Below are 26190 nucleotides of genomic sequence, written 5' to 3'. Positions count from 1 at the left end.
CAGGAAGTCGATGGCTTCTTCTGTATGTTTCCTTTCAAGTCCTGAAGTGCAAGATATTTATCTATTGGAAGAGCCCCGTGTCGATAACAATAATCCTTTAGGCCCTACCAACCAACAGCAATCTAAGGATAATCATAACAAGCATTAACATTTAAATTTATGATTATTCCTGGATTATACCCTTTAATATGCAAACCTGCATTTTCATTTGTAAGAAAAGTGGTCTTGTGGTTCTCCTGCAGTAAAGCCTTTATTCATTAACTCTCCGGCAGGGCTTTGTTGGAGAGCGATTATCTTTTTAAAATCTTGTGATGTCCTATAACTGATATTCATATCGAGGCAGTGGTTGACAAAAGTCCCCAGTTGGTCAACTAATTTTTGAACCATATTTAAACATGAAATTTATGAAACCATTGATAAGAAAATCAGATTATCAAACCATTAGAAATATACTCCTATCATCGAGATCCAATGGTCAGCACCACGATCTGTTGCCATTGGAAAATGAACTGAAAAACTGTGAGGTTTTGGAGGATCCCCTGCTTGATGAACGGATAGTTCGTTTATATTCTACTGTCGAGGTACTGGGCCTGACCTTTAAAAACACCATCAAGCTTACATTGGTCCTTCCCCAAGATGCCAATATCAAGACTGGCCAAGTGTCCATTTTGGCACCATTGGCTGTAGCACTGATTGGATATCGGGAAGGCCATCAATTCAGTTGGACCTTGCCAGCAGGAGAGCGACAACTCAGGATCATAAAAGTAGAACAGAACAAATAATTAAAACCCCCAAGTCCATAAAATCACTTGGGGGTTTTTCTATATGTTTTCGGTATTGGGATTTACCCAAGTGATTTAAGGTTAAAATATCCCAAAAGCTGATATTTTACCAAAAACCAATAAAAAAATATTCCTTTGTCATTTCACTCTCTTATAAATCATTTCACCTATGCAAGAAGAAAGCACATCATTACAGGGAAAACTTATGGATAGTACATGGCCTTGATCCAACAATTTGATGGTACCTGATTGACTAAAAGAATTCGTTTCATCCTGAGGAATCAGGTCATTCCTTTGCCCATATGGTTGAGCCTGTTCTTGATAGGGCCAATGATAAAATTCCTGTAGCTCCCAAGTTAGGTTTTCACCTTTGACACTGAAATTGCCCAACACCAGAGAAGCATAGCCCAAATCTTCCCCATGTTCAGTTTCCCTGATTGTTATTCGTTGCTCAAAATTCCCATCCTTGTTGAATACCAACCCGTATATATACCAATATTCTTGATCTTCTGAACGAATAGCCCTTTCGTACATACCACTTAGGTTATCCAAAGAAGGCCTCATTTCATCATCCTTACATGAGGTCATTACTACTGCGAAAATCATGATAGAAAATAAATGTTTCATGGCCTTTTTGATAAAAGTTTCGGTTTTCACCTTTACGTAACATTTGTCCTAAACGCTACAACTTCCTTACCCCCACTTTGCCCAACTCTTTTACTTCCACTGCATACACCCCAAACTCTTCCACTACTTTGCCAAATATCCTGTAGAACCCTCCTGAGTGGATGGGGTACTGTTTGAGTACCGGTGGGAAATGCACTGTATCCAGCCAATCCCCTTTCTCGTCCAGAAAGGTACCGAATGCCATATAGTCGCCCCGCACCGTCCTTACCGGTTTGGTGGTCACCAAATGTCCCATCAGGCATACCTGCCTGCCTACCAGCTTGGGGAGTTCCCGCACATAGGTCAAGCCATTTCTATCATCATCGGCCAATTCAAACGGATCTCCCAAGGTAAAGCCGATCAGTTCTATTTCATCATAGGCATCTTCGAGGGGCTTTCTGGGAAATTTCGGCAATATAAAATCCAGTGGTTCTTCCGCAAAGATGGCAGCACTGGCAGGCACCTTTTCCATGCGCTTGCCCCTGAAGTTGGCGTGCCACAGCAGTTCTTTTTTTTCCAGCCCCGTAAACCGGAGTGCCCCTACCCTGATCAGGATATTGAGCTGTTCGGCATCCACCTGGGTACGCTCCATCAGGTCCTCCAAGCTGAGGTAAGCACCATGCCTTTCCCTTTCTGCCAGAAACCTATCAATGGTCTTCCGCTCCAGGTTCTGCACATGCACAAATCCCACGGTCACCCTGTCCCCGTGGAGAGAAGTAAGGTATGCTCCCGTATTGACACAGGGGGGAACCACCTTTCCCCCTGCCTTTTTAAGTTCCTGGAAATAAAACTGCGTACCATAGAATCCCCCGAAGTTGTTGATCACCGCCACCATAAACTCAATGGGATAGTAGGTCTTTAAAAAAAGGCTCTGGTAGCTTTCCACGGCAAAGGAGGCCGAGTGGGCCTTGGAAAAGGAATAGCCCCCGAAGGACTCCATCTGACGCCAAACCTCCTTACTGATCTCATCGGGATAGCCCTTTTCCTTACAATTGGCAAAGAATTTCTCCTCGATCAGTTTGAACCGGTTATGCGAACGGTACTTGCCCGACATGGCCCTGCGCAGGATATCGGCCTCTCCCATATCCAGTCCTGCAAAGTGGTGGGCCACCTTGATCACATCCTCCTGGTAGACCATCACCCCATAGGTTTCTTCCAACAGTTCCTTCATCTTGGGATGCAGGTATGGGATATGGTGGGGGTTGTGGAAGCGTTCGATGTACTGCTTCATCATGCCCGACTGGGATACTCCGGGGCGGATAATGGAGCTTGCCGCTACCAGGGTCAGGTAATCGTCACATCGAAGCTTTGTCAGCAGCTGCCTCATTGCGGGGCTCTCGATGTAAAAGCAGCCTATGGTATCCGCCCTTCTGATCTGGTCGGCCACCTTGGGGTCATTGAAAAAGCGTTCCACTTGCCGGATGTCCACTTCCACCCCGCGGTTGGCCTTGATCAGCCCGATGGCTTCCTTGATGTGCGCCAGTCCCCTTTGGCTCAGGATATCCAGTTTGAAAAGCCCGATCTTCTCTGCAAGGAACATGTCCACCTGTGCAGTATTGAACCCCTTGGGTGGCCTCTCCATGGCCGTGTATTGAAATATAGGATCCTCACTGATCAGCATGCCCCCCGGGTGGATGCTCTGGTAGTTGGGGAAGTCCTGCATCAATGCCCCGTATTTGAGGATGGCCCTTTGGATCTTATCCTCAGGTGGACATGCATCCTTCCTTCTGCGTACCAGTTGGTCGATCTCCGGCTTGGGCAGGCCGAACACCTTCCCCAGTTCCCGGATGATGGCCCTGCCCTGGAAAGTGGAGAACATGCCCAACAGCGCCACATGGTTCCTGCCATAGCGCTTGAAGATATAATCGATCACCTCGTCCCTGTCCTTCCAGCTGAAGTCCATGTCAAAGTCCGGTGGTGAGGTACGGTGGGGGTTCAGGAAACGCTCAAAATACAGATCCAGCTTGATGGGGTCCACATCGGTGATCTTCAGGCAATAGGCCACGATAGAGTTGGCCCCCGATCCCCTTCCCACGTAAAAGAAGCCCCTTTGCTGGGCGTACCTTACCACGTCCAGGACGATCAGGAAATAGGCATTGAAGTTCAGCTCATTGATAATGCGCAGCTCCTTTTTCACCCTTTCCAATGCCACTGTATTTCCCCTGCCATAGCGGACGGCCAACCCTTCCAGAGCCAGTTTCTCCAAAAGGATCCTGTCATCCTCCTTCGAGGAGGTAAAATGCTTCTTGTTCTTGTCGGAATGCAGCTCCATGCCGACCCCACAGCTGTCCATTACCTTCAGGGTCTGCTTGAGGATATAGGGGTGTTCGGCAAAACGGTTCCAGATCTCCAGCTTGTCCCGGAAGTATTCGGTATCCGATGCCATGTCCCCAGCTCCCAGTTTGGAAAGCAAGGTGTTTCCGTCTATGGCCCGCAAAATCCTGTGCAGGTTGTAGCGGGTCTTGTCCTGATAGGTCACCGGTTGCCAGACCACCCATTTGTCGGGATGTTTTTCCGACTGCCCATTGTAGAGTTTGATAAGCTGTTCCTGTTTGATACCGATCAGCTCATCGGCTCCCAAGCTTTCCGGCTTCCGGCTGCCAAAAGGGTAGATTGCCCAAACCTCGCTGAGGGATGGGGTTTCCGGAAAGTCCGACTTCTCCATCAAGTGATGTGAGATAAAGGTATTGATCTCCATCAGGCCCCTGTCATTTTTTGCCAGCAGGATATACAGGAGCTGTTGCCCATTGCGTATCTCGGCCCCCAGGATGGGCTTGATCCCCGCATTCCTGCAGAAGTCCACAAAGTCCCAGGCATCTGCAGTGCTGTTGATATTGGTCAAGGCCAATGCCTTTACCTTTTTGGCCTTTGCCATGTCCACCAGTTCCTGGGTGCCGATGGTCCCATAGCGGTAGCTGAAATAGGTCTTGCAGTTCAGGTACATGCTCACCTCCTGTTTTGGATGCCCACGGCACGGTGTACCGCATGGGAACCATACTTTCCCCTGATCCTGTCCATGGCCTGGTACAGCCTGACGTTTTCCTCGGTATCCTCAAAGAGGTTGATCTGCTGGAAACCACCCACCAGGTGGCTGACCTTGACCCCGATCAGGCGCACGAGCATCCTTCTGTCATAGAGCTTGGCAAAGAGCTCCTTGGCCTTGGAGAGCAGCACATCATCATTGGCCGTGTAAGGAAGCATGGCCTGCTTGCTGACCGTATCAAAGTTGGCGTAGCGCAGCTTTACGGTAATACAGCCACAGAGCCTTCTCTGCTTTCTCAACAGGAATGCCACCCTTTCGGTAAGCCGGACCAGTTCACCGTTAAGAAACCCCATGTTGATGGTGTCACTGTCAAAGGTTTCCTCCTTTCCGATACTCTTCTGTTCGGTATAGGGGATGACCGGGGAATCGTCCTTTCCGTTGGCCTTTCGGGAAAGGGTGATCCCACTTTTCCCCAAGAGGTTCTGCATCATGGGCTCGGGGATTTCGGAAAGCAGTTTGATGGTCTCCACCCCCATCCTTCTTAAAAGTGAAGAGGTCTTTAAGCCTATGCCCGGCATCCTTTCAATGGCCAGTGGGGCTAGGTATCCCTTTTCATGTCCAAAGGGGATTTCCATCTGTCCATTGGGCTTGGCATCTTCAGTGGCCACCTTGCTGACCAGTTTGTTGGAGGCCAGGGCATAACTGATGGGCAGGCCGGATTCACGGAGTATCCTGGACTTGAGTTCAGCGGTGAACTGGCTACATCCAAAAAACCGGTCCATTCCTGTCAGGTCGAGGTAAAACTCATCGATGGATGCCTTTTCCACCACCGGCACCTGGTCGCGGATGATGTCGGTCACCACCCGGCTATGGTAACTGTAACTGTCCATGTCACCCTGCAGGTATACCGCAGATGGGCAGAGCCTGCGGGCGAGCTTCATGGGCATGGCGCTGTGGACCCCGAACTTCCGGGCCTCATAGCTACAGGAGGCCACCACTCCACGGTCGGAGTTGCCGCCAATGATCACTGGCTTGTTGTTGAGGGCACTGTTTGTCAGCCGGGCGACACTGACAAAGAAGGTGTCCAGATCAAAATGCACCACATTCCTTTTCATTTGTCCGAACGATTTGGTATAATTGGTAATAATTACGACATTATTGTGTTTAAAATATTACCAAAATATCATGAGCAATCCAAGTCTTTTTTGGTCTTCCAATATTAAATCAATACATAAGTATAAGAAAGTGAGATAAATGGAATTGATAGAAAAGTGTGACATTTACCTTCCCAAGGCAACTGTTCCTACATGGGCTTAAGATAAAATACTCTTTATGCCGTCCTAACTGCACAAATAATCCATTGGTATTTTATGCAAAACAATAAAGCTGCCATTAATTTTAATCAGTCACCTATATTCTTTTGGTTTGCACATTATTAATGGATTAATTTATTTTATCCTGCAATATTTGCAGAACATTATCCAAGCCCTAATAAAAGTCAATAAAAATGAACCCAGACCAATACATCTTTGATCTATCTCCATTCCCTATGTGGGTTTATGACATAGAAACTCTACAATTTCTAACAATCAATCAAGAGGCAATTAACCACTATGGGTATTCTAAAGAGGAATTTCTCAATATGACGCTGAGGGATATCAGACCTGAGGAGGATATATCAATTGTAGAAAATGCGGTGGCCATAGTCAGGAGTGGGAAAAAGTGGTCTACCAATAATTTATATAGGCACAAAAAAAAGAATGGCACTATCATATGGGTACAAATAAAGAGCAATGTAATCACCTATAAGGGCAAAAGAGCTGAAATCGTATCTGCCATAGATTTGACTTCAAGGTATGAGCAGCAAAAACTTATTGAAGAGCAAAAAAACTATTTAGCTGCAATTAGTGATTTTCAGGAAATACTTCTTCAGACAAATTATTGGCCTAAATCATTGAGAAAGTGTTTAAAAATCTTAGGGGAAACCTTAAAAGTAGACCATGTTTTTTATGTATCCCTAAAGGCCCAACACGAGGATATTGTTAATATAGTTTGGGACAACACTGTAAATGGAGGCAATGTGGGAGAAACCAAGTCAATAGAAACCACTTTGGCCCAATTTGGGATAATTTTGGAATCTTTGAAACAAGGAAAGAGCTATACGGCCAATCTATCACAGCTGCCACCTTCAACAATTAGATCATATTTAAAAGGCCAAAACATCAAAGCCACTTTTCTTATGCCCATTATGGTGGATAAAACTGCCATTGGTTTTATTGGCATTGAAGATTATAAAAAAGAGAGAATATGGCGCAAAGAAGAATTTCAATTATTCAACAATCTCATAGGTAAGCTTACCTACGCCATAAAAGAAAATGAATCACACAGAAAACTTTTTGAAAGTGAGGCGAGGTTCAAATCCTTGGTACAAAAGGGGAACGATTTAATAGCCATTATTGACCAAACGGGCAATTATAAATATGTAGCACCCACATCAGAAAGGGTTTTGGGAATTCCACCGGAAGTATTTATGGGAAAAAATGCTTTTGAATACATATGCCCTGATGATATTGAAAGGGTTGGTAAGGAATTGGAAAAGATTTTTACTGAAAAACACATAACCATTGATGCTTACCGCTTTGCTGATGCAAACGGTAAATGGATTTGGATCCAAACAGAGTTGACCAACCATTTAGATGACCCAGCTATCAATGGGATAGTTGCCAATACCCGTGTAGTGACAGAAGAGGTTGAAAAAAGAATGAGGGAGCGAATTGTCTCTTCCATGACAAAAAACATTGGACAACCTGGGTCTTTATCATTTTGTGCTGAGCATGCTTTGGATAACTTAACACTTTTAGACAATATCAACATCTGCGAATTATGGTTGGTTTCCAAGGATAAATCTCGATTAGACCTTATCGCTAAATCCTTCAAAAAAGACAGTTATCAAACCATATTCATCAAAACCAGTGGTCGTGGCAATATAGATGTTTATAGAAAAGGCGAAGGAATCCCTGGGAAAATATGGGAGAGTAAGCATACTAGGATTTTTGATGGCCTATCGGATAATGGCAACAATGAGCAAAACAGTATCCTTAGCAATACTTCCTTATCCACAGCTTTTGGTATCCCCATTTTATATTTCGAAGAATTTCTCGGATGTTTAGTTTGTTTTTCCAGCAAGGAGTCCAAAATCCTAAGGGATCAAATAAATTTATTGGAAGAAGTAAGCCCTCAGCTTGGGGGAGCCATAAAGCAAAAGTTAATTGAGGAGGAGTACCGGAACTTCTTTGAGCTTTCCCCGGAACCATTGTGTGTAGTAGGCTTCGATGGCAACATAAAAAAGCACAATAAAGCTTTGGGCAAATTACTTGGTTTTAAAAAAGGCTCTTTGTTAAACAACTCTATATTACGCTATGTGTCAAATGATGATGATGATATTTCCTTAAGACGTGTAAAGGATTTCATAAAAGGAAAGGAGAGAAAAAGCTTTGAAGCTAAATTTGTCACAAAAAAGGGGACGGTCAAAACGCTTGTCTGGAAAGTACAACCCATAGTCTCCTCTAAAATTTATTTGGCTGCTGCAAAAGATGTAACTGTCCAACAACATGCTGAAAGAGCATTACGTGATGCTTTTTTAAAACTTAAAACTGCCCAAAAGATTGCAAAATTAGGTTACTGGAGTCGTAACCTTGACACTGACATTTCAGAATGGAGTGAGGAAACCTATAAGATATATGGTTATGAGCCGGACCAATTTACTCCCAGTCTGCAAAATATCCAAGATGCTTTCCACCCTGAGGACAGGGCCCTCATTGAAAGCGACCCAATGAAAAACCTTGAGCCGGGAAAGGTAAATAGTTTTGAGCACAGGATTATAGATTCTTCCAAGAAAGTAAAATGGGTCAAGCAGGAAATAAGGCTTGTTGTTGACAGCCAAAATAAGCCTGTAAGAGTAGAGGGAACCATAAGAGATATCACAGAACAAAAGGAATATGAACAACAATTATTCATAAGCAACAACAGGTTTAAACTCGCTATGAAAGTCAGCAGTGAAACTATTTGGGAAGTGGATCATGTTGCTAGAACCATTATCAGAAGCAAGGAAGATGGAAAAAAGTTTGGGTATAAAGAACTTGAGGCTTTTTCAAAAGAGAACTCCTGGTTCAACTATATTCATCCCGAAGACCGTGAGAACGTTTGGAATTCATTTATTTCTTCCTTGAACGACAAATCAACCCATTCTTGGAAAGCCGAGTACAGAGCTGTTTCCCCAGAGGGCGCCATAGCTTATTTTATTGACAGGTGCCATATACTGAGGGATAATGCAGGTATCCCAATACGTTCTGTTGGATCTGTCCTGAATGTCACCGAATCAAGGAAACAATTGGAACTTATCAGAAATCAAAACAATAAATTACGGGAAATTGCCTGGCTCCAGTCACATGTCATAAGGGCTCCACTTTCACGCATCATGTCCTTGGTTTTGTTGTTAAAAGAATCCAAGAAAATGGATATTTCCACAGATCAATTATACGAATGGATAGAAACCTCATGCAAAGAAATGGACCATGTGGTACATGAGATTACAGACAAGGCCAACGCCGTAATTGATGAAGATAATTTTGACAATAATCATTATAAGGAAATTTAAAAAATCATTTGATAAAGCCTGATTAAAACAATAAAATTCATTAACCCAATTACTAATCAAAATTTGGCACTATGTTTAGCGTAAGCGCTGACAATAATTGCAGTTAAGTTAATTAATTATGAGCAACCCAATCCTTTTTTGGTCTTCCAATATAAAATTCCTGCGTAAGCGAAAGAAAATGAGCCAGATGGAACTGGCCGAAAAGTTAAACATTTCCCGGCCGAAAGTAAACACCCATGAAAATGGGCATGTCAAGAACCCTCCCATGGCCGACATGGTCCTGTTTGCAGACTTCTTCAGGATGAGCATAGACAGCTTGGTCAAGGTGGACCTCTCCAAGCTTTCCGAGTTAAAAATAAGGGACCTGGAGGCAGGCAATGACGTGTACCTTAAAGGGGGCAGTATCCGTATCCTTGCCACCACGGTGGATTCCGACAACAGGGAGAATGTGGAACTGGTACCCGTAAAGGCGAAGGCAGGATATTTGGCAGGATACAGTGATCCGGGCTTTATCAGCAGGCTGCCCGTGTTCCACCTTCCCCAGCTGGACCCCAACCGAAAATACAGGATGTTTCCCACCGAGGGCGATTCCATGTTGCCTGTACCGGAAGGGGCACTGGTGATCGGGGAGTTTTTACAGGACTGGACCCATATCAAGGAAAGGACACCATGCATTGTGGTGACCAAGGAGGAAGGCATCAGCTTCAAGCTGGCCAGCTACAGGATCAAGGAAAGCAAAAGCCTGTTGTTGGAATCGCTCAACACCCTATATGAACCCTATGAAGTGGATGTGATGGAAGTGCTGGAGGTATGGAAATTCCACAGCTATTTTACAGAGGACATCCCCGGCCCAATGAGTTCTTTGGAACAGGTGGGCAGGGATGTCAGGGAAATCAAAGCAACGCTCCATGCGTTGAACAACGTCAAAAATTGATGGGCATCGCTTAAGTTCCTTAAATAATTGGCTTCAAAGACTTTAAGTGATGACTTAATTTATTAAATTAAATAGGTCAAAACAAATGTTCTTGCCATGTGTTACAATGTCAACCAGGAATTCAGTGAGGAAGAGGCCAAAGCTCTGGAAGAGGAATATGGAGTGGATGCCAAATACATCAGTAGAGGGAGTTCCCCACATGTCCATCGGTACCTGCTCAAGGGCTTTGCCCACCCCAAGCTCATTGTGCTGGCAGATAGCGAGCCATCAAAGTTGCAGGAATTCAACTGGGGGCTGATCCCATTCTGGACCAAAACCTCCGAACAGGCCGATGACATAGCCAAGAAAACCCTCAATGCCAAATCCGAAACCATCTTCAAACTGCCTTCTTTCAGGAGCCCGATCAAGAAAAAGCGGTGCCTGATCCCTGTTGCCGGTTTTTATGAATGGATGGACCATAAGGGCAAGAAATACCCCCATTATATTTATCCAAAGGTCAGGCCCTTCTTTTCGTTGGGAGGCATTTGGGAAGAATGGACTGACAAGGAGACCGGAGAGATCAGGAATACCGCCTCGATCATTACCACTGCGGCCAATCCCATCATGGCCAAGATCCACAACAGCAAAAAACGCATGCCCCTGATCCTTCAGGATGACATCGCGCTGGACTGGATTTCTCCCGAACTCAAGGAAGAGGATATCGCCGCATTGATGAGTCCCTATGACCAGAAAAAAATGGCCTTCCATACCATCAGTAAGCTGATCACTTCCAGAAATGAAAATCCCAATGTAGAAGAGGTGATGGAACCTGTGGAATACCCTGAACTAAGTGAAGAGCTATATGTATAAAGGGTTTTTTCCATTGATTTTAGCCCTACACATTTTATCAACCTATATCAACCGTTAAGAAAAAGACAGGATGTAACAGCGAATATTTATTCTTTACATATTAAAATACCCCAAAAGGGGTATTTCATCAATTGTTTCCTTAAACTAAATTGTGGTTGTATAATATCCTGCAAAATAACCACGATGAAACCTAAGAAAGAAGTTATATTGAGAGACAAACCTACATCGACAATAATAAAAACAACCATTTTAGGAATTGTCGTCTTTTCCATTCTTATAACCTCTTATAATTTTAATCCCAACAACCTATTAGCTGCAGTGCTGTTTACTTTTATTGCATGGGGATTGGAGGTGTTATTTATTGAAAGACATAATCTTTATTCTTACAATAACCATTCAAAAACCAATTTATCTCGATATGCCTTTAACGTAAAAGAATTTAAGTATAACTCTTGGTTGAAGAATTTTATATTCTCTTTTTCATCAGCATTTTATGGCTTCATATCCATATCCCTATTACTTCTTTATTTTTTTATAATCTATGGTCTTTTTTAACCTTACTATTGTTTTGCAGGGTGTTTTTATAACTAATGAGTTCTTTCTCAAAGAGCTGCCAAAAGTTTAAATGTTCAAGGCCGGATTTAACAAACGGCCACTGAAGCTCCCAATCCTGAAAAAAATGAATGTTTATTTTTTCTTTATCCGAACTGGAAAAAACCAAAATATACCGATCTAAAAATTGATAGATAGCCGCCCAATAAAATTGCTTTGATTCCATAGTAGAATATCCAAAATAAAAGTCTCCCTGCCCCAAAGCTGAATGTACTGTTTGGTAATTTTCGGGGATTTTTACAATAATAGATTGTTTTGGTTGCGTTAATATACTTACCAAAATATTCAAATCTTTATTTTCCACTCCTGTCGGAGCTCTTCTTTTAAGCTCCGTAAAATTAGATGCAAGCTTATTCTTTATGTCCTTCCTCCTCATTCTTGCTTGCGCTAAAGGTTTCAATTATATGACTTATTTAAATTATAAATTGTAAATCTATTACTTAGCCTTCCATAAGTCCAAATCATCAATGAAACAATAACAAGGTAAACATATAAAAGCACAGGGTTACAGTATAATTAATAAGATATCATCAATAACACTAATGATAATAGTGCTTGTGCCCAATTTGTTATCAATTATCTTTATGATGATAAGTCAACTTTTCATATGTTTGAACCATACGATAACAATATGACCCACGTTGGAATAATTATTCAAGACCATTATTGCAATGGATTTGGCAACACCAAAGAGGATCTATCAGGAAGTATTATTGAGGCTGAGGGAAGTGATTGGATTGTACTGAGAACATCTAAAGACAATCCAATATTCATTGATTTTTCAAAGCACCTCAATAAAAAGGCTTCTCTTATTGTCTCATGGAGCATGGCCAAGCAAAAAACAGCCTAGAAACTTAAGCTATTGAAGTAATTTGGCATTCCCTTTGGGTACTTTTGGAACCATCAACTTATTTATACTACAAACACTTTAAAGATGAGTAAATTTTCAGAATTAAAAGCACTCGTGGATTCTTTGGAGTCCGATTTCACCAAGTTTTATGATCAGGGCAACAAGGCTGCCGGAACCAGGGTCAGAAATGGCATGCAGTCCTTAAAGACCATGGCCCAGGAGATCCGTACCGAAGTACAGGAAATCAAGAACAAGGAGAAATAGTCTCATGAGCAAAAAAGGGGAATTTCCCCTTTTTTGTTTTAATCCGTTCTGTTGGTCAGGTAATCCACCGCTTTCTGGGCTTTGGCAGCTGATTCCACCAATAGGCGTTTGTCCTTTTTCAGCTGTCCCAACCAATGCTGAATGTAGGCTGATGAATTTTCCTGTTGCGCTTCTTCCCATATCCCGCATAGATTGCTCAAATAGCTGGCGCCCATCTCTGCGGTCAGTTCTTCCCTACTGTAGGAACTTTCATCATTTCCGTTTGTGTCCCATAGCTCTTTACGATCCAATCTTTTCTGATGGCCAGTCGAATGCACCAATTCGTGGAAGAGCGTTTGGTAATAGTGTCCTTCACTTTTGAACAGCTCTTTAGCAGGCATGTTGATATAGTCTTTTGCAGGATAATAATAGGCCTGTGCCTCACCATATTTAATCTCCGGAAGATCAGGGGCATTTTTCAATATATCCTCACAAGCTTTGATCGGCTTGAAAGACGGTTTGGAACTCGTTTCAGGAAGTTTCCAATCCACCCCTTCCACATCGGAGATATTGAACACATTATAATATTTAAGAAAGGCCCGTCTGTCTACCAGTCCTTTGGGCAATTTTCTGGCTTCCTGTTCAGTAAGTTTTTTTCCAGTTTCCTTATGTTTAAAGACAAAGTTCCAATATACTACTGGAATGGACTTGGTACCCTTTCTTACCTTTCCTCCCAGACTTTCCGCTTGCTTGAAGGTCAGGTAATAGGGGTTGCCATAGCTACAGCTTAGTAGGAGCCAAAGGTTGATCCCTTTATACACTTTTCCTGACAGGTAATTCTTGGGCAGTCCCATAATAGACCAAGGCCTCTTCCAAGGGATAGTTCCCTTTTCCAAACTGGCCATGATCCTTTCATTGACGATCTGGTAAACATCTTTTCCGGAATTCCTTTTTGAACGCTTCATAATTACATCGATTTGGTAAATGATTTTGATTATGAAGCATCCCCAGGCAGCAGGGCACATTAAAGGCAAGGAGGATCGGAATAAACCAGCAAGGAATACGGCGTTGGCTTTATGCCGAAGTTCCTTGTCCAGTATGGGTCATGACTGGCTAACTTAGCTGGTGAATTGAATAAGAAATTAATACAAATCAATTATTGCAACTGGGAGTCAAAACCTTAAACCCTTCTTATAAAATTTTAACTGGGCAAGTTTTGAGGTTTTAAAATCCATACGGATATTGCCCCATCAAACTTTTTTCCAGTATGCGCAGACTCAGAATCCAATGTGTGAATAAGGTTGAGAAAGGACCTTTAAAAGGATCCATAGATAGAATTGGTGGCTTAAATGAAAATGGTGAAAAGTGGAATATTTCCATTGAAGAAGCACAAGAGGGCATTCAATCCGGTTTGTGGGAATTTTATATCATACAGGAAAAACTAGAGGAGAGCATTACCTTTTCTTCTTCCGACAACCCACTTCTGGAATCCCTATTGGAGTGTCCGTGGTAATATATCCATCCCCCATGGTCACGGTCAATTCAACGCTTCTGTATAATCATTCCGGCCAGTCCGGGGCTATCCATCATCCGTTCCAGTTCCGATTCGACCAGTTCATTGACCTCAGCCTTAATCCTTTTGTAGTTGTCCATCACTTCCCTATCGCCCAGTGTCCTACAGGCAGGGATTTCCTGATAGCCATCTTCTTCCCTTTTAATTGACCCATGGTCATTGATGATCTTAGAGTGGAAGCCTTTTAGCTCTATGGGCTGATCGGGAGTATCCGCTACCAGCCCCACGAATTCCCCTGATGACAAAGAGGCAATAGTAGATTGAGGGACGGCCAGGTCCAGTTGCGTGGAATGGCTGACCGAGGTATCGTTGGAGTTGATCGATCGGCTTTGCCTGCTCTGGCGAATCTTTCCAAAACGGTCCGATAGCTGCTTGGCCGTATCCCCCAATACCTGTCCTGAAACAATATTGCCTACCGTGTTCATGATCACTTCTGCCTGTTCACGGCCATAGTCCTTTTTAAGTTGGCTGTAGTCCTGTACCCCCAGACAGGTAGCTACCTTATTGCTACGGGCAGTGGCAATCAGGTTATCGATCCCATTGAAATAGATGGTAGGAAACTCGTCAAATATCAAGCTGGATTTGAGTTTTCCTTTTTGGTTGACCAATTTGGTTATCCTGGAAATATACAAGGAAAGTACTGCCCCATATACCTGTTGTTTTTGGGGATTGTTGCCCATGCAGACGATTTTGGGTTTCTGGGGATTATTGACATCCAGGGTAAATTCACTTTCAGAAAGCACATAATAAAGCTGCGGGGAAGAAAGCCTGGCCATGGTAATCTTGGCACTGGCAATCTGTCCTTCCAACTGTTCGGCAGCACCTTGGAGGTAAGCAGAAACAAAAGGGTTGATCAGCACCTCTATTTCCGGTTCGCAACGCAGCACGGAAAAGAGTTTGTCATAGTCGGTCTGCATCATTTCAATGACATGGGGCAGGGTACAGTATTTTCCTTTTTGGTAACGTTTCAAAAACCAGATGACGGCAGTTAAAAAATTGATGGGGGATTCCACGAAAAAGTCACCCTGCTTCTTGATCCATTCACGGTTAAGTCCCATCATAATGGTACGGGAGGATTCGCTGGCATCGGTAATGTCCAGCATGGTGGATGGTTCCAATGGGTTACACCGATGGCTATGGGAAAGGTCGTCAAAATTGATGGTATAAAACTCGGGAGGGATTTCGTATGCCTTTTTGTTTTTCAACAGTGCATTATAGGCAATACGTGACAGGTCATCATATTTAAAATCATAGACGAACATGGAAAACCCCTTGGCGATATGTTGGGTGATCACATGCCGGATCACAAAGTAACTTTTCCCCGATCCCGGAGTTCCCAGCACCAGCAGTGCCCGAAAAGGGTTGATGATGTTGATCCAGCTATTTCGAACCTTGTTTTTCAGTTGGTATTTGGCAGGGAGGTTTACCGAATATTCATTGACCAATTTTCTTTCCTCTTGTGGAAAGGTCTCATTTTCGTAGTTGAACACTCCTTTGTTGTCTTGGTCTTTCAGGAACCGGGACAGCCTCCCTCCTCCCCATAGCACCATCAGATAGCCCATGACCATGGAAATGCCATAACACACACTTAGGAGTAAAGTATCCTTGATCAGTTTGTTCCAATAATTTGAAAACATAAAGATACTGCCCCCGAGGACAAGGCATAGCAAGGGAAAAGGCCATTTTACCTTTACATCTTTTTTCCCCTTGGCTCCCATAAGACTGATAAGCAGCAGGCCCAGTGACAGGGACCTGGCATAAAGGGCCTGCCCTAAAAATGGCAGGTTGCCCATTTCCTGGATAAAGTTATCCCAAAGTGGTTTTACCAATCCCCATCGGTCAAAGAGGATGGGAAGCTCTAAATATAAATGGACCAATAGCACAGCAATGCTGGCCTTGCGTGTAAGGTCCAGGATTTTTCTGAGTGCCTGTACGTTTTCACCTGTTGCCATCCTAAGTTTTCTTTCTTCGTTTCTTCCTTTGCTTCTTCTCAAAGGGATCGGCTAGTTCCTCCCATTCCGGTCGGGCAATTGCTTCAACCAAACCAATAAAGGTTCCCAATAAGCTGTTATCCTTTACTTTCCATAAAGGACCATCGGATTTTTGTCCATCCATAAACCTGTCAGATGCTCTGGATCCTTTTTTATATTGAAAAGCATGTTTCTCCGATTTGTCATGTCCTTTGCTCTTAAGGCTTGAATCAAGTTGGACGAACACCTTTTGACCGCTTAGCGACCTGGACAGTTCCGATGCCTTGAAAGCGGTCCTGTTGATATGGTCAATGATGGTCAGGCCAAATACTTTCCCTTCCTTGGAATAATGAAAATCTGCTGCCAGCCCTTTCTTTTTTAAGTTTTCCTCAAACACCGCTATCCCCTTTCCATGGGAAAGCTCCAGGGCTTCCATAACCCTGTTTCGGGTTGCTGATACCACCCCATCCTTTACCCTTTTACTGCGCTTCATCCTCTTTCCAAGCCTAGAAAATATTGGCCGGCTATAAAAGGCACTTGCCTTGATGGGCACCCCTATACGTTTGCCCTTACTATCCAATATGCTATAGGCCAGCCCATTGTTTTCATGCATTTTGGTTCCTTTATCCCCTTGGATCAATTCGATATTGAACTTCCTTAAAATAGATGCAAACTCCCCAATGGAGCCATAGGAATATGCCCTCATTACCTCCGTGATAATATTGCCCATTGCTGCTTTGCTTTCCTTATTTCCATATTCCAGGCTTTCCAGAGGCTGCATTATCGGCACCTGTTCCTTTTGGTTTTCGGCTACCACCAGACCCAGCTCCTTTTCAAGTTCCTTCCTGGCTTTTTCGGATTGCATCTTGCCCAGGTTATGCGTTTCTATTCGCCTTCCTTCCCTAGTGATATTGGTACTGACAATATGCAGGTGGGGATGCCCAGAGTCGGTATGTTCATACACCAAGTAGGGCTGACCTCCATAACCGATGCGGTTCATATATTCCTGTGCGATAAAGCACTTCTGCGTGTCATCCAACTGGTCCTTTGGAGAAAAGTTAAGGGAGGCATGAAAGGTGTTCAGCTTGGCCTTTTGGTTTTTATCGTTGAAGAACTGGAACCTCCGGTTTTTTTCAGCAATGGTTCCCTCCTTTCCATTTGCACCAAAACCGTGGGCATATAGCAGGCATGCCTTACCTTCCTTTATTTTGTCCTCATTGTAGTGGAGCAGACCGAGGGTGTTCTTGCCCAGTCTTATTTTCGCTACCATCAGAAAAGGCTTTTTTTGATCAGTTTTTCCAAGCCGTCCACCTTCACCCCTGCTTCTGCCAACAGTTTCTCCAATTTTCTGACCAATCCCTTCTTTCTAAGCGGATCTTCCAGACTGTTGAAATAGCGGGTCACCTGATTGATATTGACCCCAATGGCATGGATTTCCATCTGTATGGAATTCATGCGGTCCAGCAAGAGGTCAAAGGTTTCATCATGGGTTTTGCAAACAATGGTTTTGTTTGACAGGATGTCCCTGACCAGGGAGCTCATGGTAGCGTTTTGGGATTTTGACAGCAAGTCCAACAGGTATTGGTACCGTTCCATGCTGATCCTTGACTCCACCTGCTTAAGGTTTTTCTTCTTGGCCATATCCCTTCAGTTTTCCAGGTTATACAGCCAGTCCTTTGCTGCTTCCTTCCAATTGTGGATGGGTATACCGTTTTCGTTATGCCATCTCATGGATTGATAATAGAAAAAGAATTCTTCTGCTTCTGCTATTGGCACAGCCTGTTCATTGAAGAAGGATATGATCTGTTCAAGCTTTGGCGGGACGACTCTTCCAAAACTATAAATGGTCTGTGGCTCATTCATGATATTTCCAATTTGATGTATGGCCAAATTGAAAAACCACTCCAAAAAATATTCACCAGTGTTACCCCAGTAGGGGCTTAATTCTTGGTTTCATTTTTAATTACCGTACCGGCATAACCAATTTATTCTTATGTTATTGAAATGAGGTAAAGACCTAAAAAATTACAATTGTACTAAGAGGGAACCTTTTGTCTTCCTATGATCTTGGTTATATTTATTTCCCCTCCAACAGTGAAAAAATGGAGGGTGAAATATGGACACAATACCTTATACCGGGCATGATTTTTTCAGCTAAAGTAAACATTTCAGGGTTTTGGGCAATCCTCTCAAAAGAATCCTCTAAGGAATGATGGTATTTTTCAGCCTGTGAGGGACCAAAAGTTTTCACCCCATAAAGGTAAATTTGAATGATATCTTCTTCTTCTTCTTCTTCTTCTTCTGCTGCTGCTTGACTGGTAAGCTTCTAATTCAATATTCCCCGGGAGCCACTTCTTTGCCTCTTTTAGAAATTCAGCCATTGCTTTTTTAGACTCACCGTTTGCATTTGACAAGCTCCCCTTGTTTAAACCTACAATTAGGATGGTCATATATACAATTGGTTGGCTATTTCAATCAATGACAGTACAGTGTATTAAAAATTTTGTCTGTTGTGGGCTCGAGGATGATTTTATTCCTGTTGCAAGGCTTGCCAAAAACAGGACGTTGCTATCGTCCTGAGTATAGAATTGTTCTTCAATTAGACAATTTACATATAAACAAAATCAAAGATTGAATATAATGGACTAACGCATGTCGCTAAAGAAAACATTGATTTTTTCTATCATATTTTTATTTAGATTTATTTTAAATAAAAATTGTGATCATAACATATCGCTCCTACTTTTGCCTGTATAAAATATTTACTTAAAGCTCCTTAACCCTTGATTTTTAAGAAACCAAATAACCACACAGCTGCCAATACTTTGAAAATCCGTAATGAAAAAGATTTTGAAAGTATCTATTCCGAATACGCTACCCAAATGCTTTCCCTGGCCTACAACCATACTTATGATATAGAATTGGCGAAGGAAATTGTACAGGATATCTTTTTGTCGATATGGGAGCGTAGAAAAAACTTATCGATAAAAGGGCCAATAAAAAATTACCTTTTAAGGGCTGTAAAATTAGAGGTAATCGACCACTATCGCCAAAAAGCCCGCGATGAGAAACACCTCACATGTGCTTTTGAAGAATATTGTACCGCTCCAGAATCAACTGAAGAGACAGTGCTCTATAATGAGCTGTCCAACCAAATAAGTTATTTGGTAGATAGGCTTCCATGCCAATGCCGTGAGGTATATATTTTAAGCAGGAAAAAAGGCCTGAAAAACAAGGAAATTGCCAAGACATTATTGATATCAGAAAAAACCGTAGAGTCCCACTTGACTAAAGCATTGAAATTTATCCGTCATAAAATATCAACATCCTAAGTGAGGAAAACCATCATCTTTTCCTCTGACAAATAGGTCTGAGTCGATAAAATCAACTTTTTCCGCTAGAATACCACAACAATTTAAGCCCCATAACATTGGCTGGTTTAGGAACCATCGGCACCAAATAAAATACTTTTTTTCTTAACCACTCAGGGTTATCACTGATTTGCACGGCTATGATACCAAAGGTGCCAAACTACCATTGAAAAATTATGAAAATTACGCCTGAAATTTTAAAGAGGTATATCCAAGACAAGTGTACTTCACACGAACAAAAAGAAATAGAGGCCTGGCTAAAATCGGGGGAAGATGAGGAATGGTTCCTTGGACCTATTGAATTAAAAAACATGTCCACTGAAGTATGGAACGGCTTAAGCCAACAAATACAAACCAATCGTTCAATGCAGCTGAAAAGAACAATCCATCGGTATGCAGCAGGGGTATCCATAGCGGCTTGTTTTGCGATAGTTTCCTTTATGGCCGGATTCAATATCGGCACTTTTCCCTTTACCACAAACTTGACTACGGAAGCCAGTACCGATACAGCTCTAGATGATCTGTTATACCTCAGCGGTAGCCCAAGAAAATTCAAAAAGATCTCGGCTGAAATTTGTGAATTGAGCTTTAATGGGGTGTTAAGGGTTTACAATAACTCCCACAGGCCAAAACATTTAATATGTGAAGGCCAGACCGTGACCTTACCACCGGGAAAAGTATCCTATTTTCTGAATACCAAAATCAAGGGGTTTCGCAAAATTTCTTTTCAGTCAGGCGAAATGCTATTCTACGATAACAACATTCAAAAATCACCAATAAGCATCTGTGTATAATGACCTATCGCTCTTTGCTATTAATTCTATTTTTCTGTCAAGTATCCTATCAAGGCAAAACCCAGGACAGCACCATTAAATTAACAGGGACAGTCTACCTTGAGAATGGTACTCCCCTCCCCGGGATGATCATAAAGATCGAGGGAACCCAATGGGGCACAGTTTCCGATGAAAATGGCCATTTTGGAATAAACAACCTTGTACCAGGGAAATACATAGTCTCTTGCACTTCAATGGGGTATATACCACAAACCAAGGAGGTAAACATACAAGCCGGTCAACCTCTTATTATCGACTTTCAAATGAAGGAAAACGGTCAAGAGCTCAATGAAATAACCGTAATCGGAAAAACAGAATCTACCCTGCTTAGGGAATCGGCAAAAGCGGTTACAGTGGTCGACACCAAAGAAGCCAAACTACAAACAGCAGATTTGGGGGAAGTGTTGGGTACTGTCTCAGGCGTAAATGTCCAAAAATCTGGTGGCCTGGGATCCCAAAATCGATTTTCATTAAATGGCCTCACAGATGACCAAATCCGTTTTATGTTGGACGGAATACCTCTTGACATGATGGGTTATAGCTCTGGTATTGCCAATGTGCCAGTCAATTTGGTAGAGCGCATTGAAATCTATAAAGGAGTGGTACCTGTTGACCTCGGTACAGATGCTCTGGGCGGGGCGGTAAATCTTGTGTCAAGCTCCATTAACGATGGAGGCAAAGGAGCCCTGTCCTACCAAACTGGTTCGTTTGGTACCCAGCGAATTTCCATTGAAGGTCAAAGCAATATGAACGACAAAGGAATATTTGTCCGGGGCAGTGGATATTATGATTATGCCAAAAACAACTATTTGGTAGATGTTGAGGTCGCAGGGGATGGTGGCAAACTTTCAAATGCCACAGTGCCAAGATTTCATGATTCCTACGAAAATTATGGAATAAGAGGTACAGTTGGATGGGCAAACCAAAGCTGGACAGATGAATTCTCTTTGGAATTGTTCACCAACAAGACCTTTCGAGATATCCAAAACAACAATGTCATGTCGATTGTATACGGAAAGGTGACCAGCCAAAACACCACTAATGGAGCTTTGCTTCGATACCGAAAAGATCGAAAAAAAGGGATCTCCGTCAATTTCGCCAGTGGATATAGCCATGACCAAGTGTCCTTCCAAGATACAAGCCGCTATATCTATACATGGCATGGGGATATGGTAAGAAAATCAAATGGCGAACCTAGGGAACGATCACCTGGAGAGCTTGGTCAAGCTACCGATAGGTTGGTTTGGAACCACAATACCTACGCCCGTCTCCGAATGGAGTATCCCTTGAATGCCCACCACCTTTTGCGCGTATCATCAGCGCCTACCTATGTTTCCCGGTCAGGAGATGAAAGATGGGATGAAGAAAACGAAACGATTGATCCTTTGAGTGAGGTAAGTACGCTGTTTACCTGGGTAAACGGTTTGGAATATCGTTTTCATTCAGAAAATGATAAGTTGGAAAACAATTTCTTCGCCAAGCATTACCTCCAGCGTGTACGAGCCGAGGAACCTACCAGTACACTTGGAGTGACAAGAAATAAAGACAGGGAGTCGAACAATTTCGGTATTGGCAACAGTTTACGTTATCTCTTGAATGAACAGTGGATGTTTAAAGCGTCCTATGAATGGGCAACTCGCCTGCCACGGCCCGAGGAAATATTTGGTAACGGAAGACTGATTCTGCCCAATCTCTCCCTCAATCCGGAAAGGAGCCATAACGCCAATTTAGCTGTTCATTTTTCAAGCCCTTCAAGCTCCCCAAGTTCATGGAAGTTTTCTGTAAATGGCTTTTTGAGAGCTACAGACCATTTGATCTTGCTGTTGGGGAATAATGAAGTGTTCAGCTACCAGAATGTATTCGCTGCCCATTCATTGGGTTTAGAAATTGATGCCTTATGGCAATCCACTAATGAACGAATCCAGATTTCGGCCAACACCACCTTGCAGGATTTTAGAAACAAATCCTCCGGTGGTGATTTTGCTCCGTATGCTGGTGACCGGATTCCGAACAGGCCATACTTCTTTATCAATAATAGCATAGGATATAATCTTCCGGACCTTTTTAGGGCCAATGACAACCTACACTTATTCCTGAAAAACCGCTATGTACACGAATTCTTTAAAGGTTGGGAAAGTGTTGGCCTGAAAAAGTTCAAGGCCATAATTCCTTCTCAATTTACCCAGCACGTAGGAGCTACCTACCAGAAACCCGTCATGGGCCTCAAAACCTCGCTTACCGCTGAAGTCAGCAACCTTACCAATTCAAAAGTATACGACTTCTTCGGTGTCCAAAAACCGGGCAGGGCCTACTATATCAAGATTACCATTTCATTTTAAATTATAAAAGTTAAATCCATATGAACAAGAAGCATTTATCCATGGAAAGTAAAAGAAAAACGAACAACTACTACAAAAATCGGTTTATCTATCTCTTTGTGTTACTATTCTCAGTAGCAGCATTTTCATGTAATGACGATGAAACCGAAACCATTGATGATAACACCGAAGAAGGCGGTGACCTTTACGCCATATTTTACCGCGTAAGTACTCCCGATGGCCGTTTGCACTATACCACACTGATAAACGACCTAATGACTGGATCAATTGATCCATCTAATGCTATTGAAACATCAGGAAATGCACGTTTTTTTGCTCCTGACTCCGAGGAGTACTTTACGATTGCAGATCCTGCCGACTACAGTTTTACCCGGTACAATATCACTGAGGATAATAAAATTTGGGAAGGTGAAAAATTTTCCATGGCCAATGAAGGAGTGACTGATCTTCAGAACCGAAATATCTTTTTAAGCCAAACCAAAGCTTATTACATTGATTATACCCAGGGTCAAATCATCGTTTGGAATCCAGAAACGATGGCTATTACCAAATCATTCAACCTTCCAGAACAATTGCGGGACGGATATCAAGGCAATTGGGTAACCATGCCATTTTACGATTTTCAAATCGTCGGCAACCGATTATACATACCTGCTGGCTGGATGAATTGGGAAAACGAGACCTACGTAGACAGGACAGGGCTTGCCATTGTCGACATCGAAAACGATGCTGTTATTTCCTATTCGGAGGATGACAGATGTCCTTTGGCGGTCATGCCAGCCATAATGGAAAATGGAGATGCCTATTATGGCACCAGCTATTACCTACCCTATGCGACAACTTCCAGGCAAAAAGAAGATTGCGGTTGTATTTTGAAAGTAGAAGCAGGAGCAGATGGATTTGATCAGGATTATGATCCTTATTACATGGACCAGATCGAAGGATATCGTGTAGGGATTTCACTTGGAAAGTCACCTAAGGAAAACCATGGCTATGTAAGGGTCTTGGATACTGAGAAATTAGCATGGTCCCCAGAAATGGATGGAAGCGATTATTATAGTTTAAGTTGGATGACTTATGAAATCAACTTACCCGAACAAACTGTCGTCGGCAAGACCAACCTTCCCTACGCTGGATCCTATGTAGGGTCACCATATTATATTGACGGAAAAAACTATGGTAGCATTTCGGATGAAGATGGAAACTCTACTATAATCCGCTTTGCTCCTGATGGGTCATATACAGAGGGTATTACGTTACCGGGCTCATTGATGGGAATACAAAAAGTAAGGTAAGCTGCTTTAATGTCCACCGTGAATATCAAAAAGATCATAGGAAAGGTTCACCTCTGGCTCGGATTAACTTCCGGGCTAGTGGTGTTCATTGTTGCCATAACGGGTTGCCTATGGGTGTTCCAAGACGAAATCAGGACATGGGTTTATAAGGATAGGATGTATATCGACCCTCCGCAGGATGCCGTCCGATTGCCGTTGACTTCATTGATAAAAGACGCCCAAGAAAAACTGGGCGAACAATACGACCTAGAAAGAGCATATTATCCCACTGCTGCCAATGAGACTGTTTACATCCAGTTCAGAAAATTCAATGAAGGAGATGATAAGACAATATATTGGTATGGGGACTATATCGACTATTTTTACAAGGTTTACTTAAATCCTTTTACCGGAGAAGTACTCAAAATAGAAGACACCAAGTGGGAGTTTTTCAATGTAGTTATCTGGACACACTTCACCCTTCTGCTGCCCTACTCCATCGGACATGAAATAGTAGGATATGGAATTCTGATTTTTGTAATCATGCTCATTACTGGACTGGTCCTGTGGTGGCCTAAAAACCGTTCCGCCGCCAAGCAAAGGTTCTGGTTCAAATGGAAACAGACTACTAGATGGAAAAGAAAGAACTATGACCTCCATAATATTCTGGGCTATTATGCCATGGTTTTCGCCCTTGTAATTGCCACAACAGGACTTGTTTGGTCATTTGATTGGGTTGCAGACAGTGTACAATGGTTGGCAAATGGAGGCAAAAACCTAAAAACCAACCATTCTGTCCCAACTATACCCCTCACCGAGTCAGGCCAAGCCCATAGGGTAGACAGCGTGATGAACACCATGTTCATTAGGCACCCGGATGCACGCTACTTTTATATCAGGTTTCCAAGAAAACCTGAAAGCCCAATGTCCATTAACGCAACCATGGGCCATCACGGATATGGAAACTATATACGATATCAGATCAACCCTTACTCAGCTGAAATCATTGAGGAGTCAGGCTTTGATGATCTCAATAACGGTGAAAAAGCTATAGCTTTGAATTACCCAATCCATGTAGGCAGTATTTTAGGCATTCCAGGAAAGTTCCTTGCTTTCTTTGTAAGCTTAATATCCGCTAGCCTTCCTGTGACAGGCTTTATGATTTGGTACGGAAGGGCTCAGAAAAAAAGAACCAAACGCTCAACTACCAAACCCCTTCCAAAAACTTTATTAACAGCCAATCATTAATGCCGAAGGATTAGTCAAAACTCACCTGAAACGGTTTAAATTTATTAATATTGAGCATCCCCAATTAAGCTACTTCAAATAAAAGAACAACAGGAATGGTGGATATTGGGCTTTATCATTTTCTTATAGAGAAACTCTACCCTTCCGGTGAGTATGCCCATTGTTCATTTTTCATTTCCGAAACCTAGAGGCCTCATGAGTACGCTGAAATATTAATAGGTCAGATTTTTAGGCCCCAAGAATTAAAAAAAGTGCTTTAGGTGTATGACCGGTCCATCTTTTCACCTCCTTGATAAAGTGATTCTGATCATAATAGCCATAGTGGAAAAAGTCAGTCACTCGACCTGTTCTTTGAATATGCTTGATGGCCTGTCTACAGCGAATCATAGATTGAATATGCTTTGGTGGAAGTCCAGCAAAATGATTTGTAATCCTCTGGAGGTGTCTCTGGCTAATTTTCAATTCTTTGGCCAAATAACTTGCCGAGGTATTATAATGTTTGTGGACGGTAATGAGATCAAGAAACTGAGACCATATGAAATATCCATTTTGTTGCATGTTATTAGTGAGCTTCGCTATTTCACCATTCAGAGCAGGGACAAAATCTTCTAGGGCAACATCATTAAAAAATGGGGTTAACCATCTGGAAGAAGGTAAAATATCTTCCTGGAGGATAATTTTATTGGTAATTAATTGGGTATCCTCCTTAAGGATGGATGGTGTGCTTCCTAATTGAAAAGTAACTCCAAAAGCCAAATTACCTTCAGGATGTAAATATTCTGCAAAATTTGTTCTGGGCCCTAGGATACTTGTGTTTTTTATCACCAAGGGGCCTGAAAAATTATCCTTGACGGTATATGGCCTTCCCATGGTAAAAACCCAGTTTACGTACGGGTAGGCAAAAATATACTCTGTTATTTTTTTCCTATCAGCTGTTAAATCCAAAAGCCAATAATACCTGACTATATTTTGTAAATGAACGGGTGGTGAGAAAAGTTGGTACATT

25 protein-coding genes are annotated in these 26190 nt (G+C 42.6%); 12 read left to right on the top strand and 13 right to left on the bottom strand.

Annotated elements, in window-relative coordinates; all coding sequences use genetic code 11:
* Positions 1–204 precede the first annotated feature (204 nt).
* Positions 205–387 carry a hypothetical protein gene (locus tag JL001_RS16855; protein ID WP_200978257.1) on the bottom strand — a complete coding sequence of 61 codons (183 nt, stop codon included), beginning with the start codon at positions 385–387 and terminating at the stop codon, positions 205–207.
* 17 nt (positions 388–404) lie between these two features.
* Between JL001_RS16855 and JL001_RS16850 the strand changes: the two genes are divergently transcribed.
* Positions 405–782: a GreA/GreB family elongation factor gene (locus tag JL001_RS16850; protein ID WP_200978256.1), complete on the top strand. Its 378-nt coding sequence runs from the start codon at positions 405–407 to the stop codon at positions 780–782.
* A gap of 138 nt (positions 783–920) precedes the next feature.
* Here the strand turns inward: JL001_RS16850 and JL001_RS16845 are convergent, their stop codons facing one another.
* The 3 genes from JL001_RS16845 to dinB all read right to left on the bottom strand — a co-directional run bounded on the left by JL001_RS16845 (position 921) and on the right by dinB (position 5546).
* Positions 921–1409, bottom strand: coding sequence for a hypothetical protein (locus JL001_RS16845; protein WP_200978255.1), 489 nt, complete (start codon positions 1407–1409; stop codon positions 921–923).
* 55 nt (positions 1410–1464) lie between these two features.
* Positions 1465–4323, bottom strand: coding sequence for a DNA polymerase III subunit alpha (locus tag JL001_RS16840; RefSeq protein WP_236252977.1), 2859 nt, complete (start codon positions 4321–4323; stop codon positions 1465–1467).
* A gap of 71 nt (positions 4324–4394) precedes the next feature.
* Entirely contained in the window at positions 4395–5546 is a 1152-nt protein-coding gene (gene dinB / locus JL001_RS16835) for a DNA polymerase IV (RefSeq protein ID WP_200978252.1), read from the bottom strand.
* 392 nt (positions 5547–5938) lie between these two features.
* Between dinB and JL001_RS16830 the strand changes: the two genes are divergently transcribed.
* The 3 genes from JL001_RS16830 (at position 5939) to JL001_RS16820 (ending at position 10871) form a co-directional block, all read left to right on the top strand.
* A complete protein-coding gene (locus tag JL001_RS16830) occupies positions 5939–9088 on the top strand; it encodes a PAS domain S-box protein (protein ID WP_200978244.1) in 3150 nt (1049 codons plus the stop codon).
* Between the two features lie 118 nt (positions 9089–9206).
* A complete protein-coding gene (locus JL001_RS16825) occupies positions 9207–10022 on the top strand; it encodes a helix-turn-helix domain-containing protein (protein WP_200978235.1) in 816 nt (271 codons plus the stop codon).
* Between the two features lie 96 nt (positions 10023–10118).
* Positions 10119–10871 (top strand): SOS response-associated peptidase, encoded by a 753-nt coding sequence (locus JL001_RS16820; protein WP_200978233.1) that lies wholly within the window; start codon positions 10119–10121, stop codon positions 10869–10871.
* A gap of 532 nt (positions 10872–11403) precedes the next feature.
* On the opposite strand, the gene JL001_RS16815 is transcribed toward JL001_RS16820, so the two are convergent.
* Positions 11404–11883 (bottom strand): hypothetical protein, encoded by a 480-nt coding sequence (locus JL001_RS16815; RefSeq protein WP_200978231.1) that lies wholly within the window; start codon positions 11881–11883, stop codon positions 11404–11406.
* A 207-nt stretch (positions 11884–12090) separates the two neighbouring features.
* On the opposite strand from JL001_RS16815, the gene JL001_RS16810 reads away from it, so the two are divergent.
* Together JL001_RS16810 and JL001_RS16805 are read left to right on the top strand one after the other, a co-directional pair.
* Positions 12091–12333: a hypothetical protein gene (locus JL001_RS16810; RefSeq protein ID WP_200978229.1), complete on the top strand. Its 243-nt coding sequence runs from the start codon at positions 12091–12093 to the stop codon at positions 12331–12333.
* Positions 12334–12417: 84 nt separating this feature from the next.
* Positions 12418–12597, top strand: a complete 180-nt coding sequence (locus JL001_RS16805) for a histone H1 (protein ID WP_200978227.1) — start codon at positions 12418–12420, stop codon at positions 12595–12597.
* A 38-nt stretch (positions 12598–12635) separates the two neighbouring features.
* Here the strand turns inward: JL001_RS16805 and JL001_RS16800 are convergent, their stop codons facing one another.
* Positions 12636–13541 (bottom strand): ArdC family protein, encoded by a 906-nt coding sequence (locus JL001_RS16800; protein WP_200978225.1) that lies wholly within the window; start codon positions 13539–13541, stop codon positions 12636–12638.
* A gap of 302 nt (positions 13542–13843) precedes the next feature.
* Between JL001_RS16800 and JL001_RS16795 the strand changes: the two genes are divergently transcribed.
* Positions 13844–14089, top strand: a complete 246-nt coding sequence (locus tag JL001_RS16795) for a hypothetical protein (RefSeq protein WP_200978224.1) — start codon at positions 13844–13846, stop codon at positions 14087–14089.
* 29 nt (positions 14090–14118) lie between these two features.
* Here JL001_RS16795 and mobC read toward each other — a convergent pair whose 3' ends face one another.
* The 6 genes from mobC to JL001_RS16770 form a co-directional block, all read right to left on the bottom strand.
* Entirely contained in the window at positions 14119–16101 is a 1983-nt protein-coding gene (gene mobC, locus JL001_RS16790; protein WP_200980492.1) for a conjugal transfer protein MobC, read from the bottom strand.
* A 1-nt stretch (position 16102) separates the two neighbouring features.
* Positions 16103–17389, bottom strand: a complete 1287-nt coding sequence (locus JL001_RS16785; protein ID WP_200978222.1) for a relaxase/mobilization nuclease domain-containing protein — start codon at positions 17387–17389, stop codon at positions 16103–16105.
* Positions 17389–17760 (bottom strand): hypothetical protein, encoded by a 372-nt coding sequence (locus JL001_RS16780; RefSeq protein ID WP_200978212.1) that lies wholly within the window; start codon positions 17758–17760, stop codon positions 17389–17391. Before JL001_RS16780 ends, JL001_RS16785 begins: the two co-directional genes overlap by 1 nt.
* Before the next feature lie 6 nt (positions 17761–17766).
* Positions 17767–17982 carry a hypothetical protein gene (locus JL001_RS16775; protein WP_200978210.1) on the bottom strand — a complete coding sequence of 72 codons (216 nt, stop codon included), beginning with the start codon at positions 17980–17982 and terminating at the stop codon, positions 17767–17769.
* Between the two features lie 214 nt (positions 17983–18196).
* Positions 18197–18370, bottom strand: coding sequence for a type II toxin-antitoxin system RelE/ParE family toxin (locus JL001_RS23300; RefSeq protein WP_370567388.1), 174 nt, complete (start codon positions 18368–18370; stop codon positions 18197–18199).
* The gene (locus JL001_RS16770; RefSeq protein ID WP_200978208.1) at positions 18342–18569 is read right to left on the bottom strand and encodes a hypothetical protein; all 228 of its coding nucleotides are present in this window, start codon (positions 18567–18569) and stop codon (positions 18342–18344) included. Before JL001_RS16770 ends, JL001_RS23300 begins: the two co-directional genes overlap by 29 nt.
* Before the next feature lie 333 nt (positions 18570–18902).
* On the opposite strand from JL001_RS16770, the gene JL001_RS16765 reads away from it, so the two are divergent.
* From JL001_RS16765 to JL001_RS16745, 5 genes are all read left to right on the top strand, one after another.
* On the top strand, positions 18903–19451 hold the full coding sequence (locus tag JL001_RS16765) for an RNA polymerase sigma-70 factor (protein WP_236252863.1): 549 nt from the start codon (positions 18903–18905) through the stop codon (positions 19449–19451).
* Between the two features lie 215 nt (positions 19452–19666).
* Positions 19667–20284 carry a hypothetical protein gene (locus JL001_RS16760; RefSeq protein WP_200978206.1) on the top strand — a complete coding sequence of 206 codons (618 nt, stop codon included), beginning with the start codon at positions 19667–19669 and terminating at the stop codon, positions 20282–20284.
* On the top strand, positions 20284–22662 hold the full coding sequence (locus JL001_RS16755) for a TonB-dependent receptor (RefSeq protein WP_200978205.1): 2379 nt from the start codon (positions 20284–20286) through the stop codon (positions 22660–22662). Before JL001_RS16760 ends, JL001_RS16755 begins: the two co-directional genes overlap by 1 nt.
* A 20-nt stretch (positions 22663–22682) precedes the next feature.
* Positions 22683–23957: a hypothetical protein gene (locus JL001_RS16750; RefSeq protein WP_200978203.1), complete on the top strand. Its 1275-nt coding sequence runs from the start codon at positions 22683–22685 to the stop codon at positions 23955–23957.
* A 9-nt stretch (positions 23958–23966) separates the two neighbouring features.
* Positions 23967–25184, top strand: a complete 1218-nt coding sequence (locus JL001_RS16745) for a PepSY domain-containing protein (protein ID WP_200978201.1) — start codon at positions 23967–23969, stop codon at positions 25182–25184.
* A 228-nt stretch (positions 25185–25412) separates the two neighbouring features.
* On the opposite strand, the gene JL001_RS16740 is transcribed toward JL001_RS16745, so the two are convergent.
* Positions 25413–26189, bottom strand: coding sequence for an AraC family transcriptional regulator (locus tag JL001_RS16740; RefSeq protein ID WP_200978199.1), 777 nt, complete (start codon positions 26187–26189; stop codon positions 25413–25415).
* Between the last annotated feature and the right edge of the window lies 1 nt (position 26190).

The organism is Echinicola sp. 20G (assembly GCF_015533855.1).
Classification (GTDB): Bacteria; Bacteroidota; Bacteroidia; order Cytophagales; family Cyclobacteriaceae; genus Echinicola.
The sequence above is the reverse complement of the archived record's forward strand: the minus strand, read 5'-3'. Positions and strand labels throughout refer to the sequence as shown.

Excerpts from the sequence above, each read along its gene's own strand:
- JL001_RS16820 (WP_200978233.1), top strand. The coding sequence starts at position 10,119 with ATGTGTTACAATGTCAACCAGGAATTCAGTGAGGAAGAGGCCAAAGCT.
- JL001_RS16830 (WP_200978244.1), top strand. The coding sequence starts at position 5,939 with ATGAACCCAGACCAATACATCTTTGATCTATCTCCATTCCCTATGTGG.
- JL001_RS16750 (WP_200978203.1), top strand. The coding sequence starts at position 22,683 with ATGAACAAGAAGCATTTATCCATGGAAAGTAAAAGAAAAACGAACAAC.
- JL001_RS16780 (WP_200978212.1), bottom strand. The coding sequence starts at position 17,760 with ATGGCCAAGAAGAAAAACCTTAAGCAGGTGGAGTCAAGGATCAGCATG.
- JL001_RS16805 (WP_200978227.1), top strand. The coding sequence starts at position 12,418 with ATGAGTAAATTTTCAGAATTAAAAGCACTCGTGGATTCTTTGGAGTCC.
- JL001_RS16770 (WP_200978208.1), bottom strand. The coding sequence starts at position 18,569 with ATGACCATCCTAATTGTAGGTTTAAACAAGGGGAGCTTGTCAAATGCA.
- JL001_RS16775 (WP_200978210.1), bottom strand. The coding sequence starts at position 17,982 with ATGAATGAGCCACAGACCATTTATAGTTTTGGAAGAGTCGTCCCGCCA.
- JL001_RS16810 (WP_200978229.1), top strand. The coding sequence starts at position 12,091 with ATGTTTGAACCATACGATAACAATATGACCCACGTTGGAATAATTATT.
- JL001_RS16745 (WP_200978201.1), top strand. The coding sequence starts at position 23,967 with ATGTCCACCGTGAATATCAAAAAGATCATAGGAAAGGTTCACCTCTGG.
- JL001_RS16855 (WP_200978257.1), bottom strand. The coding sequence starts at position 387 with ATGGTTCAAAAATTAGTTGACCAACTGGGGACTTTTGTCAACCACTGC.
- JL001_RS16800 (WP_200978225.1), bottom strand. The coding sequence starts at position 13,541 with ATGAAGCGTTCAAAAAGGAATTCCGGAAAAGATGTTTACCAGATCGTC.
- JL001_RS16740 (WP_200978199.1), bottom strand. The coding sequence starts at position 26,189 with ATGTACCAACTTTTCTCACCACCCGTTCATTTACAAAATATAGTCAGG.
- dinB (WP_200978252.1), bottom strand. The coding sequence starts at position 5,546 with ATGAAAAGGAATGTGGTGCATTTTGATCTGGACACCTTCTTTGTCAGT.
- JL001_RS16785 (WP_200978222.1), bottom strand. The coding sequence starts at position 17,389 with ATGGTAGCGAAAATAAGACTGGGCAAGAACACCCTCGGTCTGCTCCAC.
- JL001_RS16795 (WP_200978224.1), top strand. The coding sequence starts at position 13,844 with ATGCGCAGACTCAGAATCCAATGTGTGAATAAGGTTGAGAAAGGACCT.
- JL001_RS16845 (WP_200978255.1), bottom strand. The coding sequence starts at position 1,409 with ATGAAACATTTATTTTCTATCATGATTTTCGCAGTAGTAATGACCTCA.
- JL001_RS16755 (WP_200978205.1), top strand. The coding sequence starts at position 20,284 with ATGACCTATCGCTCTTTGCTATTAATTCTATTTTTCTGTCAAGTATCC.
- mobC (WP_200980492.1), bottom strand. The coding sequence starts at position 16,101 with ATGGCAACAGGTGAAAACGTACAGGCACTCAGAAAAATCCTGGACCTT.
- JL001_RS16825 (WP_200978235.1), top strand. The coding sequence starts at position 9,207 with ATGAGCAACCCAATCCTTTTTTGGTCTTCCAATATAAAATTCCTGCGT.
- JL001_RS16840 (WP_236252977.1), bottom strand. The coding sequence starts at position 4,323 with ATGGCAAAGGCCAAAAAGGTAAAGGCATTGGCCTTGACCAATATCAAC.
- JL001_RS16850 (WP_200978256.1), top strand. The coding sequence starts at position 405 with ATGAAACCATTGATAAGAAAATCAGATTATCAAACCATTAGAAATATA.
- JL001_RS16760 (WP_200978206.1), top strand. The coding sequence starts at position 19,667 with ATGAAAATTACGCCTGAAATTTTAAAGAGGTATATCCAAGACAAGTGT.